Annotated in this window: 9 protein-coding genes; all 9 read right to left on the bottom strand. The window is 41.6% G+C overall.

Annotation, left to right across the window (positions count from 1 at the left end):
* Positions 1 to 2 precede the first annotated feature (2 nt).
* On the bottom strand, positions 3 to 593 hold the full coding sequence (locus BM176_RS11465) for a phage tail protein (protein ID WP_090102964.1): 591 nt from the start codon (positions 591 to 593) through the stop codon (positions 3 to 5).
* 47 nt (positions 594 to 640) lie between these two features.
* The gene (locus tag BM176_RS11470; RefSeq protein ID WP_090102966.1) at positions 641 to 1792 is read right to left on the bottom strand and encodes a Gfo/Idh/MocA family protein; all 1152 of its coding nucleotides are present in this window, start codon (positions 1790 to 1792) and stop codon (positions 641 to 643) included.
* A 331-nt stretch (positions 1793 to 2123) separates the two neighbouring features.
* Complete coding sequence (locus BM176_RS11475; protein WP_090102968.1) at positions 2124 to 2669, bottom strand: hypothetical protein; 546 nt, start codon at positions 2667 to 2669, stop codon at positions 2124 to 2126.
* Positions 2670 to 3097: 428 nt separating this feature from the next.
* Positions 3098 to 4474, bottom strand: coding sequence for a SusD/RagB family nutrient-binding outer membrane lipoprotein (locus BM176_RS11480; protein WP_090102970.1), 1377 nt, complete (start codon positions 4472 to 4474; stop codon positions 3098 to 3100).
* Positions 4475 to 4509: 35 nt separating this feature from the next.
* Positions 4510 to 7386 carry a SusC/RagA family TonB-linked outer membrane protein gene (locus tag BM176_RS11485; RefSeq protein WP_090102972.1) on the bottom strand — a complete coding sequence of 959 codons (2877 nt, stop codon included), beginning with the start codon at positions 7384 to 7386 and terminating at the stop codon, positions 4510 to 4512.
* A gap of 144 nt (positions 7387 to 7530) precedes the next feature.
* Positions 7531 to 10065: an alpha-L-arabinofuranosidase C-terminal domain-containing protein gene (locus tag BM176_RS11490; protein ID WP_090102974.1), complete on the bottom strand. Its 2535-nt coding sequence runs from the start codon at positions 10063 to 10065 to the stop codon at positions 7531 to 7533.
* Positions 10062 to 12278, bottom strand: coding sequence for a putative Ig domain-containing protein (locus BM176_RS11495; protein WP_090102976.1), 2217 nt, complete (start codon positions 12276 to 12278; stop codon positions 10062 to 10064). The genes BM176_RS11490 and BM176_RS11495 overlap by 4 nt, the downstream gene beginning before the upstream one ends.
* Before the next feature lie 57 nt (positions 12279 to 12335).
* Positions 12336 to 14612: a tetratricopeptide repeat-containing sensor histidine kinase gene (locus BM176_RS11500; protein WP_090102978.1), complete on the bottom strand. Its 2277-nt coding sequence runs from the start codon at positions 14610 to 14612 to the stop codon at positions 12336 to 12338.
* Positions 14613 to 14663: 51 nt separating this feature from the next.
* The gene (gene dusB, locus BM176_RS11505; protein ID WP_090102980.1) at positions 14664 to 15701 is read right to left on the bottom strand and encodes a tRNA dihydrouridine synthase DusB; all 1038 of its coding nucleotides are present in this window, start codon (positions 15699 to 15701) and stop codon (positions 14664 to 14666) included.
* Positions 15702 to 15738 lie beyond the last annotated feature (37 nt).

Here is a 15738-nt window from a genome sequence, read left to right on the forward strand (position 1 = left end):
AATTAATTACGGCTAGGGTAAACACCTTCAAAAGCAATAACATAAGATATCGCCAGGTAAGGGTCCTGGGTAGCTACAGGGGTGTTGCTACCAGTAAGACCAATAGTCACATTACCAGTTACAGTGTCTGCGGCTAGTGTTGTACTACCATTTTTCACAGCATAACCTTTGATGGTAGAGGCAGTTGGGCCAGATCCTGTTTGAGGCAAAGCTGCAGGTACAAGCGTAGGACCCGGAATGTTAGTAGTACCAGTCGCAGTTGATGCTGATGGCGTTACAACCAGGGTACTTACATCCGCGGTATGCGTATGTGACGGCAGGTTGTTGAGCGTCAGTATCACTGATTCTGCACCACCAGTCTGCCCTAAATCATAATTTGAACGACCGGGAGCCTGCCCTTGTCCTATAAGTGCACGTCCTCTCAGATCAGGTAAGGCAAAGGTAGTCTGGCCATCACCACCATAAGTGGTCCCTATCAGAGAAAACAAAGGTTGATTTTGAGCGATAGACACGAGTTGGCCCATACAGAACGCCCAACCACGAGGTGCGTAATTGCCGGCAAAAGCCATAATCATTGCAACAAAAGGTTCCATAAAAATTAAGATATTTTGATGAGAAAATAAACCAGATAATAAAACAATTATGCCTTACCGTTACTAAAATCAGGGAAGCTAACTACAGCGCCTCCACGCTTTGCAGATAACACCGCCAATGGCCCGATAACGCTGTTGGTAGCGGCTGCATATACACTACGGGTAGACTGCTGTATTCCGTTGATGAAATCCTGCAACGCAAGCGCTACATTATCATTTTCCGGACTGTGTTTGAAACGTTCATTACGCACAGCAATCGTATATTCCTGCAGGTAAGGCTTATCAGCTTCCCATACGTGGTTAACTGCATCTTTCTTATAAATTGATTTAGAAACATCCATCCAGCTGCCTTCACTTCCTTTAACGTGAAAACCAGTAGACAGATCTCCTGCTCCCGATTGCAACTGCACTGTTTGTCCCGTTGCAGTTGTCAGCGTAATAGTCTCCAGCGTACCACTGGTAAAGAACAAACGGGCATCACCTGTTTTAGGGTGCGGCCTGTTAACCACATACTGCTGTTTCTCTTTTGTAGTACGCAACGATACAAATGCATTACCTGTAATCCGCGCTACTACTGTTGCAGGATATACAGGATAAGGTGTACGCTGGCCATTCAGCTGATAATGATTTGCACCGGCACGTACAGCTTCCACATTTCCAAAAACACCCTGCTTCACCATATTAGCTGCCACTATCAAATCACTACGATAATTATGTTCATCCAGTGTGAAATACTGACAGCCAGTTTGCTCACTCGTGCGTACAATGTCCCAATGTTCTGCAAGTGTAGTCCCCATTATGGTTCCACATGCTACATGTTTGTCAGCCAGCATCGCTGCTTTAGCAATTTCATAGTGCTGGTGCCAGGGGGCAGCTATCAATACTGCGTCAATATCTTTGCGATCAAGTAATGTTTTGTAAGTATCAGTGTATACGTCCGGACGACTATAACCCGCGTTGCTGAATAATTCCAGACCTTTGCGGACAGCTACCGGATCATTATCACAAATCGCTCTCACATCGAGATCTCTATGTTGTAAAGCATGTGTCAGATATTGTAGTCCCCAGGGGCCAACACCTATAAACGCTATACGTAATCGGGAACCTGTTCCAGCCGACAGATATGAAGGCATTAAAGATAAAACAGGGGCAAGTATTGCGGCATTCTTTAAGAAATGCCTTCTGCTTGATAAATGCATACTAATTAATTCCTAAAGTTGGTATAAGAAAGAAAAGTAGGCTCCAAAAAACAGATAAAATTAGATGAGGTTTTCTCTAAAGATTAGGGTAAAATTGAATACGGGATCAAAGATATATTATCTTTTCATCAAAAAAAGAGCATTTGAGATATGTAGTATTATTACTACATGCTTTATTCTCAAATAAAGAATCTGGAGAACCTTTGCTTGTTAATAAAGTATTGATATACATTAAAAGGCTCCAGGTGGAGCCTTTTAATGTATATCAAGTATTGTCCGGGTAAGCGGGTTTAAAATTGTGGAATTAATAATTAAACGTTAGTAAAACATCCTACGACCTTAAATACCCATCCACAAAAAAATAAAATCTATTTGATTTTTTTAATACCCAACTCTGCTTATTACCAACAGTAGATTTATTTTCGATCAACTTACTATAGTTAACAAAGTTTGAATCGCTAAGACTGGTCCCTTTCTTCGTTACAATAATATTAACATTGTAACCTGTATTCACAAAACCCGCTATATCTACATGGAAATATTGCTTGTCTTTACGCTTAATTATAGAACTTACCGATGACTTAAATAATAGAGACAGATGATTTGAAGGTTCCCTTACAATAGGATCAAAGAAGCCCTGCCCCCTATAATTTGTGTCAATATAATTATAGAAAACACTATTATCCTTTAATCTATACTGATAGAGGAAGCTACAATCAGTCTTTATATTATTATCAATCCAATCAACTAAATCAACAATAGAATTGCCATATGCATCATAATAATCATCCATCTTTTTAGTTAAATCCTCTTTTTCAATAATTGAATGACAGGAAATTAAAAATGTAAAACAACATATTATACCCAGTCTCTTCATCTTGTTCTAATTTAATTTAGTTACTTGTATTCTGACTATTAACTGATGTGTTTTTAATTGTACCTGGTTGATCGTTCCAAAAAATTCATCAATTTAAAAAGAATTACCTTTTTATTTAAGGAAATCCAATTTTCCGCCAAAAATGCCAGTTCTATAAACAATTGATTAAGGGCAATCTCTGCAAGCGGTGTAGAATACCGCTGGATTCAGGTGGGTAATTGCGGGCCTTAGCCATTTGACACACGATGGATATCGCTCAATATATATTCTAAAGCCTATACGCTTGATAATGTCAGATAGAATTAATACCAAATGGGTACAGACCGCAATCCCACCTGAATCCAAAGTAAAGAAAAGAATAAAAAAAATATGTGTAACGAAAAATTTCATTACACATATTCTATGAGGTAAAGTTCTGATAAAATCATCTACTGCACATCCCACCAAATCCTATCCGTTAGTTTAGCGGTTTGCTGCGGCTGTTCATTTGTTAAGATCTCACTCTGCGGGTATAACAGTCTGCGGGGAATTTCAGAGATAGCTCCGTCAACTTTTGTAAGCGTAGGGAACCCTGTTCTCCGCCAGTCAACAAAATTCTCTGCATTCAGGAAATCTGCCACATTCTTCTCTTCCATAATCAATTGCAATGCATTCCCTGTAGTTAAGGTACCACGTGTTGTAAGATAGGTATTGATATTTGCCTGCGTGACTGAGAGCTTTTGCATATGTGAAATAATACCCTCCTGATAAAAAGGTTGCGCGGAAGTTGCACCGGATTTCATAAGGGTAGCTTCTGCTTTTAGGAAAAGTGCTTCTGAATAATTTACAAGGTAATTATCTGCAGATGCACCAGCATAAAAAGCAGTGGGATAAGAATAATCATGCAGGATGCCGGTAGGTGTACCAATTGTGCGACCAGTATATAAACCGGTGCTATCGGCAGGCTTCACTATCTTACTTAAACGCGGATCATTCCTATCCTTTAACCAGTCTACAAACGTTGCATTCATTACGTAAGTAGTTACCTGGCCAAATGTTGTAAACCAGGGATTCTCTGCACCGGATGTACCTTTATATTTAAAAGCAAAATCATCATCATTGGATTCCATACCATTATTCAATGCTTCTAAAACACTGTCTGCCGCCACGCTACCTTGTACTTTGGAAAGATGCATAAAATAACGGGCCTTTAATACATATGCCAGCTTCGTCCATTTACTCATATCTCCTTCATAGAAGAAATCATCTGTACCTGGTACGATTATACTATTCTTTGCAATATCCGCGATCCCTGCAGATAAGAGGGACTGTATCGTTTTATAAATGTCTTCCTGTTTATCATATGCAGGAGTCAGATTATCTATACCGGTAAAGCCCTTTGAATAAGGAATATCTCCCCAAAGGTCTGTAGCAGTACCTAATGTATAAGCAGAAAGGATTTTAGCAATACCTGCGTAATTGTAACTACTGTCTTTTTCACCTTTGTTACTCAGAATACGAAGGTTGTTCAGACAGGTTACATAAACATTAAACCAGTCGCCATCCAGATCTATATTAAACAACTGATAATTCCCAATATTAGGGTTGGGCTGATTGGCAGCAATTGCCTGCACATAGTTCTGTGTAATGATTGGTGCATTACCCGCAGATATAAAGTCGGAAATAGCTACTTCCACCGGCGAAAGGATGAGTGATTCCTGTACATCCTCAGGATTATTTGGATTTTTATTTACATCCAGAAATTTCTTACAGCCACTGCCTGTAAAAAGTATCACAGCAAATAAGCCCCATATATAGTTTTTCATCGTTTATCTTTTTTGTTTAATTAAACATACCCTTATCAGAAACTCAGTTTCAGAGAAAAGGTATAAGAACGGCTGGTAGGTGTTGAGAATGCATAAATTCCCTGATTACCATTCGCACTGCCATAAGAACTTACTTCAGGATCTGCCCCTGTAAAATGCGGACTGTAAATCCAGAGATTACGTCCTGTCACTGATACCAGTGCTGATTTGAAAAAGGTATGCTGCAGGAACTTCGACTTAAGATCATAAGCCAGGCTTACATTCCTCAATTTGATATAAGTACCATCCTGTATAGTAGATTCATACTGTCTGCTCTGGTAATATTTCTGTGCATCCACTACTACCGTATTCGGCTTGTTGTCTACCACACTGATCCCTTTAATCACCATCGGTTGTCTGTTCTCCGTTACTTTGGCGGTGCCATAGAATAATGCCCCTGCTTCCACATCATTCTGTACATCTCCTCCCTTTTTCATATCGAAGAAGAAACTAAGGCTTAATTGTTTGTAACGGAAAGTATTATTTATACCTGCCAGCCAGTCGGGATTCACATTACCTACTATTCCCTGTTTGTCCGCTACTACAGGCATTCCATTGGCATCAATCATCAACTCTCCTTTGTCATTACGCTCGTAACGGGCACCAAAGAATACATTGTAAGGTTGCCCTATTATTAACCGGCCTAATTGATCCAATCCTGGATATAATGCCAGTACTTTGTTGCGGATACGGGTATAATTGAAGGAGAGATCCCAACTGAAATTTTTTGTTCTTACCGGCGATGCATCTAGTAATAATTCAATTCCCCTGTTTTCTACTTTTGCCGTATTAACGGTAGTACCACCAAAACCAGTGGCATTGGAGATAGATACACCAGGAATAATACCATCGTGCAGCTTCTTATAAAAATAAGAACCTTCAAAGCTGATCCTGTTATGGAGGAATTTCATTTCCAGTCCTATTTCCGTTTCATTCAGCCGCTCATTTTTCAGGTGTGGGTTACCCAGTGTTGAATTTAACAGGAAGCCTGACTGATCCTGGAAGGGATAATTCAATCCGTTACGTTGTGCCAGGATGTAAGGAGTGGTTAAGGCATATGGCCCTACCTGTTCATTACCCACATTTGCATAAGAGATTCTTACTTTACCAAAACTGAACTTGTCCGACAATTCTGGTGAGAAAAATTCTGAGAACACAAATCCCATTGCGGCAGATCCATAAGGATAAAAACGTTTGCTGGATTCGAGTACAGAACTACCATCATAACGGCCTGTCAGTGACAGAATCAGGAACCTGTTGTAATCAATATTCGCCTGTGCATAAAAACCTACTTTCCTGTTCTGATAATGAGCTTCACCAGCTACGACATTACCTGTGGCTGATACGTTACCAAAGTCGTCTATTTTTACACCGCTGCCCGTAATATTATGCGTCTGACTATACGTAGATAATAAGTTATTACCCAGCAGGAGGCTTACATCAAATTTATTAAACTCTTTATGGGCATTCACAATCAGATCATGATTGAACTGCCGGAAGCCTGTTGTCTGATCAATGATCTTTCCTTGCAGACTAATGGCTTTACTGGGAGCTTCCGTATATTTAGTCTGCTCGGAATAAATATCAGCTCCTACCCTTTCCGTCACAGTGAGCCATGGAGTGGCTGTATAATTAGCAGTAAATACGGGCAGGAACCTGTTCACCGTTGAATGGTTATTCATATTCTCTACTCCCCATAACGGTGCATTCCTGGAATAGCGGAATAAACGCTGACTACCATCTGGATTCAGATAAGGATAAGGATTCCATGAAACCGGTTGTACCAGCAAAACGAACAAAGGACCATTACTGGCACCTTCAGGCAACCTGTTCTGGTTGGAATTGCTATACTCTATCTGGAAAGTAGTAGTAAGTTGTTTGTAAACCTTTGTTGTATACTTGAAGAAAATAGAATGACGTTTGAATTCATTCTTTGGCACAATCCCTTTCTGATCAAAATAAGAGTACGACATAAAATAACTGGAAGCTCCATTGCCTCCACTTATGCTTAAATTGTTATTAGTACCCACTCCTGTTTTAAAAAAATCGTACGGATTATATTTGGGGGCAGGTTTACCATTTATCTTCAGCGTATCCATTCTTACGCCCCATGATGCATTTGTTTTCTGTGTTTCACCATCAAAGAAAACGCCCTTCTCTCCTTGTGAGTAAGCTGTTTGTTTCTCCGGGAATAATCCTTTGTCAAAAGAAAGATCGGTAGACATTGTGATGACAGGCTGCTTGTTCATACCACCACTTTTTGTAGTGATAATCACCACACCCCTTGCGCCTGCAGAGCCATACAACGCAGTAGCTGCCGCCCCTTTCAACACGTTCATACTTTCTATGATGGAAGGATCTATATCGACCAGCCTGTTACTACCTGAACCCGCAGCGCCTCCGGGCACATTACTGGTTTCGTCATTATTGATAGGTACTCCATCTACTACGAACAAAGCCTGGTTATCTCCTAAAGGAGAGATAGCACCGCGAATCACAATGCGGGAAGATGCTCCCGGTGTTCCGGAAGAACTGGTGATCTGCACCCCGGAAACTTTACCTGCTAAGGCATTGACTAGATTCGGTTCCTTAGTACGGAGCAGGTCTTCTCCTTTTATTTCCTGTGAGCTGAATGTAAGATCCCGCTTGGCTCTTTTAACACCCAGTGCTGTTACAACAACCTCTCCCAATGCTTTCTTTGAGGTTACCACCGTATCTGTTACCGGCACTGAATCTTTCTTTTCCTGCGCATACACTGCTATTCCTCCCACCACGAAGAATAGGGATAATAATGATTTTCTAAATACGGTAAAGCTCGTTAAACCTGTATGCAACGGCTTAACGACGTATTTCTTATATACAATCGAATCCATAAGGGAAATTTTAAATGAGAGCTTAAAAAAGTTTGCTGCTACCAGACTGGTTGATACTTCCTTCGCAATTAAATCATAACGCTGAATTATAGGTTAATTAAAACTATTCAAAAATGGGTTATTTCTTTTTACCAATTTTATGATTTAGTTACCGGATTTTATCCTGATATAATGCGTGTCTTTTAATCGTAATACATTTACAGAATATGGTGCCAGCGAAAGATGAAATGAACCGGATGTGACTGATACCTGTTGCTGAACAGGTGTATATGCTACAGGCTTTTCAAAAGAGTTCTCCGCCGTTTCCTTATCTGACGCCAGCGTGATGAGTGTTGCTGTTTTATTAATCATTGCATTGCCGTCCAGTTCGATATTTGAATTACAGGTTGTTGCTCCTGCATTTACTATCTTCACAATGATATCTCCTGTATTTTCCTCTCTTCCGGAAATGGCAAACACTTTGGCAGGTTCGCGGTAACTCATCAGCATTTCATTATCCAGATAACAATCTACCTGGTCTGCTTTTACTTCCAGACGAATCTCATACCAACGGTCTTTTTCTATTGGATGTTTCAACCGTTTCTGATCACTTACATCCGATACATCATATCCTCCGGTCACTCTTTCAAACACACAATTCTGATTCACATAAGAACCTATATGCGCCCTTAAACAGGTGTTGCTGTCCTTTACTGCAAAAGGAATAATAAATGCGTTAAAGCCGTCCTTTTTGCGCGCCTTTAAAGTGAGCGTGTATGTATCAAATGTTTTCCCTTTCAGGATAGCCATCAGCTGTGCTCCTTCTGCAGTTTGCGCTAATGCGCTGTCCTGTACATTCCATTTGCCTCTCAGCAATTGCCATTCTTCAGGTTTGTGAACAAAGTCACTTTTATATAATAGCTGATCGCCATTACGTACTTCGATATCTTTATATTCGCTTTGTGTATCCCAGGTGCTTAACCCTATTCCGCCTGTAAATGCAGGCGCTGCCGATGGGGTTGCAACCACCGTTGTGGCAAGATTTACATCCGGTCTGTTCTCATTGAACATTTTGATGGTATAATAAGAGATCCTGGCAAAACTATTTGCTGCATCAAAATTAATGAGGTTCACCGGCCAGTCTACATCATGTACATTTACCAGTAAAGGTGCATAACTGGACATCTTCACCAGGTCTGCATTCCTTTCCATAGCCATCATATATACCGCATCACTTAGTGTAGCGGTCATATTACCCGTGCCCACACCGGCATTAGTGGCATACTCTCCCACGTACATTGTCCAGTTTCCTCTTTTGTATTTATCAAAATGATTGTCATGGTTAAATGACCAGTATGCTCCCTTATAAGCGTGTTCATCTGCCATCTCCACATGCTGCATACTGTCCAGTGTTGTTCTGTTCACATCGCCAATTCCCATACTGGCAATAACACTAATATCCGGGTATTGTTTTTTGATGGCATCATAAAAACGGTTGTAACGGAGTGCATACCGTGGGCCATGCTGTTCATTGCCTACCTCTACATATTTAAGCGGAAACGGGGCAGGATGACCGCTGGCGGCTCTTACTTTTCCCCACCGGGAGGTTACGGGTCCTATTGCATATTCTATAGCATCCAGTGCATTTTGAATCACACTGTCCAGTCCTTCGTCCGGAATAAATGTACCACTTCTGTAATCACAGGATACTCCCACATTAAATACATACAATGCCGCCGCTCCTATATCTTCACAATATTGCAGGTATTCATGATAACCGAACCCATCGCCCGACCAGTAACCCCAGGGACTGTAGGTACCCGGACGCTTTTCTATTGGTCCCAATGTGCGCTTCCAGTCGGGCGCACTTTCTATATTAATCCCTTCTACATAACAACCTCCCGGCCAGCGGATGAATGCAGGTTTCAGATCGGCGATGTAATTCGCCAGGTCTGCCCTTAATCCATTAGAACGTTGCTTAAATGTTTGTTGAGGGAAAAGGGAAACAAAATCGAGATACACTATTCCTTTGTTACTGAATGACAATACAAACCTTGCTGCCGGATCGGACTTCGTAGCAGTAAGTGTACCACTATATTTTTTCCAGCCGGTATTCTGTACTCTATTGAAAGTATAACTGGCCAGGATCTCCCCCTTGGCCGATTGCAGGGAAGCTGTAATACTTCCTTTATAATTCCTTGCATAAAATTGCAGGTTATATTTATTTCCGGCAACTGTATTTATCCCCCAGAAGCCTTCATTAATCAGGTCTGCTTTGCCGCTGATATTTACTTCCAGCGAATGCGGTGTAGCACTGTTTAAAGGTTGTTTGTCTGTTAATGCCAGTGTAATACCGGCCGTAGCAGACCAGGCAGGCCAATCACTTTTAATAGGCCATTCCATCTTCCAGTCACTTACCTGACCGGGAGGCATGGAGAAATGCGGCGTTCTTTCCGGTACAATAAATCCATCTTCCAGTTTAGTTCCCTGCGGCAGTTGACTTTCTTCAAACCCTCGGTTCTGAATCAGTTCCGCATATAATCCTCCTTCACCAGCATGACTGATCTCTTCAAAAAATATCCCATGTAAGGTGGGGGCAATCCTTGCACCCTGTTGTTGTGTATTGATATGGATCACCGCCCGATCCTGCGCTTTTGCTGTACTTATACCGAGTATGAAAAGGAAAATATATCTGGTCATGGTATTAATTTTATCAGCATCACGCCATGCGGTGCTATCTGTTTAGTAAAAGATGACTGCAGCGGACCAATGTTCTGCTGACGCCATACATCACGCATCTGCCGGTAATTATTTAATCCCAGTTCTTTCCAGTTCACAGTTATATTACGGTAAGTGGTATCCATATTAAAAATACCTACAGCCCTGCTGCCATCTGCCAGTTCCTTTACCCATACATTTGCAGAAATGCGTTTTGCCTGTTTTCCCAGTTCATCCTGATCAATAGCCAGCACTTCATCATTCGTCAGCAGACTAAGCGTAAAGTCATCTAATTTATCCAGATCACAACCTATAAGCAAAGGAGCGGCCAGCAAACACCATAAACTCACATGGGTATATTGCTCGTCCGGTGTTAATCTGGTAGGATGCAAATTCTCTCCCCAGCCCACTTTACCAACGATCATCATATCGGGATCATTCCAGTGACCGGGACTAACATACTGCTGTAATTTATCCTGACTGAAACCTATATGTTCCAGACTCTCCCAGGTATCTTCTATATCTTCTGTTGTTCTCCAGGATTGTCCACCTACTTCTCCGCCCCATTTCCACACATCTTTCAGTCCGTACTGGCAGATACTGTAAATGATATCTCTCTGTTGCGCACGCAAAGCATGCTGCATGATACGGAAGGGTTCTATATATGCATTCAGCGAAGTATCTTTTCCCACAATAGATTCATAACTGCACCAATCGTATTTAAGATAATCTACTCCCCAGCCGGCATAGGTGCGCGCGTCTTTTTCCTCCGCCTGGTAAGAACCCAGGAAACCGCCACAGGTCAAAGGACCAGGCGATGAATAAATGCCGAACTTTAGTCCATGCAGATGCAACCAGTTGCCCAATCCCTGCATATCCGGGAACTTACTGTTAGTAAGAATACTGCTGTCCGCTGCTCTTGCCGGTGCTTCCCAGCCATCATCCACATTAATATAATTCCAGCCATGATCTGCCAGTCCTTTTTCCAGCATTGCCTTTGCCGAACTTTGTACTTTCGCTGCACTTACATTTATCCCCCAACAATTCCAGCTGTTCCATCCCATTGTAGGTGTAAATGCCAGCGTATCTCCCACTTTAATAGTAAAAGTTTGAGTTGCCGTTCCAATAGCATTACTCACATGGATTACCGTAGCATAATTTCCTTTTTTATTCAGCTGACCGGTAATGATACCTGTTTGTTCATCTAACAGTAATCCTTCGGGAAGCTGATCTATCTTGTATTTCAGCGGTTTTATCCCGGTAGCTGCTATCTTAAATAAAAATGGAGAGCCGGGTTTTACCCCATATACTTTTGCTGTATTAATGCGTGGATGATCGGACACCCGAGGCGTAAGGATATATGGAAATGTTTGTTGCTGTTGTAACTGTAAACCGCTTGATTTTTCTGTAAAACTGTACTTACAGGTTATTCCTTCACGGTTAGGTAAGTCCAGGATAAATGACTGCCGCCCATATGGGGCTAATTGTAATTCTATTTTACGATGGATGAGATCGTTGTGATTATCTGTAACAGTATATGCAAGTGTACCAGTGATGGAAGTATTAAACCCGTTAGATACCATTAAGGGCTGGGTAGCCTTACCATTGGACAAATATTTGATTTCATCCGCAGGCATGCTGATAGTAAGTCCGTCTGTTTTTTCCAGCATATCTATATAGGGCTCACCCATAAAAATACCACCACTACCACCACCATCATAATCACGGATGGCGATTACATTTTCTTCATCCCAATGGATAGCGGGGCTATTGACAGCTACATGATATTCGCGCACAGCCGGCCACTTGCTTACGTAGCCTTCTTTATCATCCGGGAAGTTACCTGTCTGGCCAATCTTTACACCGTTCAGATAAGTAGCATCCACATCATTTACGTGTGCAAGGAAAATTCTCAGGCTGTCTTTCCAGAAGCCCTTATTACGCAGTGCTGAAGGGATCTTTATGTGAATGCGGTACCAGGCATAGCCATGGTAACTGTCGTATCCCTGCTCCTGCCATACTTTCCCTGTCCGGATCTCTTTCCAGCTTTGATCATCAAACGACATTGATGACCAGGCAGGCTGATCACCAGTGATAAAACGGGCAACAGGTAAGGGAATAAAATTTTTGTGTTGCGCGAAGGAAGGCAGGCAAATTGCCAGCGTAATTACTATCAGCCATGGTTTAGTCCACATGATGTAATATTCGAAATCTTATGGCAGAATCCATTAACAGATATTACCCGGCTTTGCTTACATTTTATCATTTACAGCATAGGCACGAATACTCTTTTCCTCTTTGAACAAAATCGCAATCTCTAATCCTTTGTTATTTGTGATATTGAGAGCACCTTCGAGCTGTTCACTCAGTGTTTCTATCAGTGTCATACCCAGAGATCCCTTTTTCTTCAGATCAAAATCTTCCGGCAGGCTTGTTCCATTATCTGCAACACTGAGCAGGATCTCTTTCGTTTCTGTATACAATAATTTAATGGTGATGATACCCGCCTTATTATCCGGGAAAGCGTATTTAATGGCATTGGTAATGGATTCATTCAGGATAAGACCAACAGGGGCCGCCTGTACTGCTTCCAGTTCAATATCATCAATATGCAGATCAAAATGAATGCGGGATCCTGTAACCAGGCTATCTCTCAGATAACTTACCAGTTCACAGACATACTTTCCCATATCAATAAAAGCTATCTCGTCCGACTGATATAATTTCTGATGGATGAGCGACATGGTATACATCCGTCTCTGGCTTTCGCGGATAGCCAGTATTGCAGCATCATTATCCAGGTAGGCAGACTGGATATTGAGCAGGCTGATAATAAATTGCAGGTTATTTTTTACACGATGATGAATTTCTTTCAGTAACCATTCCTTTTCTCTCAGCAGAATATTTTTACCGTCTATTAAGCTTTTTAATGAGAAGTTCTGCCGGTTAATCTCGTCCTGCTGCACCTGGAGTTTAATATTGCTTCGTTGTTTCAAACGGTAACGGTTATATCCCAATCCCAGCATTAATACCAGCATAACCGATCCTCCAATTATTGCATTCCTGGTGGTTCTTTCTTTGTCAAGGAATGTTTGCTGCAGTTCCCCTTTTTTTGTAAGCAGTTGAATGCTCTGTTCCTTTATTCTTATATCCTGATCTTTCTGCTCTGTTTCATAACGTACTTTTAACTGGGAAAGCTGACGGCTTTTTGTCTCACTAAATAATGAATCATTCAGTTTTCTCGTTATCAGGAGATGATCAATAGCAGATAAATATTTACCCTGGGCCGAATCCATTTTATACCAGAGCAAATGGTTCTCCGCAAGGTCTATCGGTGTATTCTGCTTAATACAATATGCCTCATTGATAACAAGATATTTATGGGCCAGATTATACTGCCGGGTATCAAGAAAAAGTGGGATCACTGCTTTATAAACGAAATATTGCACTGCCGCATTCTGAGATTTCAAAGCAGACATTGTCAATACATGATCACAATATCGTTGTGCTTCCGGAAAACGTTTCATTTTCCGGTAAATACCTAAAAAAGTGATCTCTCTTAATATTAGTTGCTGTACATCTTTTGTAGGATATTTTTCTGCTATGGATTTCTCAACAGTAAGTGCCTCCTGCAGCCTGTTTAACCTGGTCAGGGCATTTACTATATTTGCATAAATGATCAGTATGGAAGAGGTATCTTTATATCTTTCTGCAATAGGAAGGGCCAGCCTGTAACAATTCAGGGCATCTTCATACTGGGTCAGCTTTAAATAAGTAAGCCCGAGCCGGTTATAAATGGTGGATAATACCAGGGACGAATCCTTATTTTCTTTTGATGTTTTTACAGCCAGCAATCCATATGTAAGTCCTTCCTGGTAGTCGCCCATCATACTGGCTACAATGCCCATCAGGTCATATAATCCTTCCATAGAAATATCAAACCCAATGCTTTTATAAGCATTCAGTGCTTTTTTAAGATGGATAGATGCCTCCGGGTATTTCCCTAACATACCATAATAGTCTCCTATGCCCTTTTCAACATCTCCCACCCGTCTTCTGTTCCCCGCCTGTTCAAAAAAAGCCACCGCTTTTTCTTTATACTGTATCCTGTTAATAACTCCTTCATCTGTTTCCTGGTCATAATAAGAGGCAGTCTCTTCATATGCTTCGCCTATTCTGTCCTTATAATTATACTTTGTAAACAGGTCCATTGCTTTTTTCAGGTACTGCTTTCCCTTTTCCTGTTGTTGCTGAACACGAAGTATACCAGAAGCCAGCAGTGCTGCATTGCCCTCTCCCAATGGGTAATGCAGTGAAATGCTCAACGCCTCAGCCTCCAGGGCATAAATCCGGCCGCTGTCCAGTTGAGCGGGCGTTCTATCAGACTTACTGAAATAATACTGGCTAAGGTCCAGCAGCAAATGAACACGGGAAGTATCCTTTTTGCTCTTCTGCAGAAGAGAAAGTTGTTGCTGTTGCGAAACAGTTGTTAACGGGAAAAATAAAATGATGAGAGCAAACCTGAACATAGTTGTATTATATAGGAGATGACTCTAAAAATACATTTTTTGATGTCAATATTACAACGAACAATTTTCGTGATAGTTGATCAGTTCTATTGGAGTTTGTGCTATTTCAAAGCCTTTATATGCCACCAGCAGCTCGTCCAGCACCGCTTCTACTTCCAACGGATCATCAGTTGAAACAAGCCTTCTTCTGAATTCCTTAAATTCCGGCAATCCTTTCAGGTAACTGATATAATGCCGGCGCATAGCATACACACCTGATTCAGGACCGCGCCATTCCAGTGATTTACGGAGTTGTTTTTTGCAAACGTCTACCCTCTCTGCCAATGTAGGGGCAGGCAGGAGCTCGCCTGTCTGAATATAATGTTTTACTTCGCGGAAAATCCAGGGATAACCAATAGCTGCACGCCCTATCATAATACCATCTACACCATACCGGTTTTTATATTCCAGCGCTTTCTGCGGACTGTCAATATCTCCATTCCCGAAAACGGGAATATGAATGCGGGGGTTATTTTTCACTCTGGCAATCAGTTCCCAGTCGGCTTCTCCTTTATACATCTGGCAGCGGGTACGGCCATGAATGGCCAGTGCTTTAATACCTGCATCCTGCAGGCGTTCTGCCACTTCTTCTATATTTTTGGTATCATCATCCCACCCTAATCTCGTCTTTACCGTAACGGGCAAATTTGTGGCCTTTACACAGGCTGCCGTGAGCCGAACCATCAGGTCTATATCTTTCAGTACTCCGGAACCGGCACCTTTGCTTACTATACCTTTAATCGGACAACCGAAATTGATATCCAGCAAATCAGGCTGAATCATATCAACAATCGTAGCTGCCATCCCGAGCTTTCCCTCATCACCCCCAAAGATCTGGATCCCTACCGGACGTTCTTCATCAAAAATATCCAGCCTTTTACGGCATTTGGCAGTATCATTTATCAAGCCTTCACTGGAAATAAATTCTGTATATAACAGGTCGGCCCCATTATCCTTACACACCACCCGGAAAGGAGGATCACTTACATCTTCCATTGGCGCAAGCAACAAGGGAAAGTCAGGCAGCACGATGTTTTCTATCTTGATCAAAACGAGTATTTTATGTTATCCCGGAGCTATAAAAAGC

Source organism: Chitinophaga sp. CF118 (assembly GCF_900112615.1).
Classification (GTDB): domain Bacteria; phylum Bacteroidota; class Bacteroidia; order Chitinophagales; family Chitinophagaceae; genus Chitinophaga.

Bases quoted from the DNA above. Each gene is read 5' to 3' on its own strand.
- BM176_RS11465 (WP_090102964.1), bottom strand. From the start codon at position 593: ATGGAACCTTTTGTTGCAATGATTATGGCTTTTGCCGGCAATTACGCA.
- BM176_RS11470 (WP_090102966.1), bottom strand. From the start codon at position 1,792: ATGCATTTATCAAGCAGAAGGCATTTCTTAAAGAATGCCGCAATACTT.
- BM176_RS11475 (WP_090102968.1), bottom strand. From the start codon at position 2,669: ATGAAGAGACTGGGTATAATATGTTGTTTTACATTTTTAATTTCCTGT.
- BM176_RS11480 (WP_090102970.1), bottom strand. From the start codon at position 4,474: ATGAAAAACTATATATGGGGCTTATTTGCTGTGATACTTTTTACAGGC.
- BM176_RS11485 (WP_090102972.1), bottom strand. From the start codon at position 7,386: ATGGATTCGATTGTATATAAGAAATACGTCGTTAAGCCGTTGCATACA.
- BM176_RS11490 (WP_090102974.1), bottom strand. From the start codon at position 10,065: ATGACCAGATATATTTTCCTTTTCATACTCGGTATAAGTACAGCAAAA.
- BM176_RS11495 (WP_090102976.1), bottom strand. From the start codon at position 12,278: ATGTGGACTAAACCATGGCTGATAGTAATTACGCTGGCAATTTGCCTG.
- BM176_RS11500 (WP_090102978.1), bottom strand. From the start codon at position 14,612: ATGTTCAGGTTTGCTCTCATCATTTTATTTTTCCCGTTAACAACTGTT.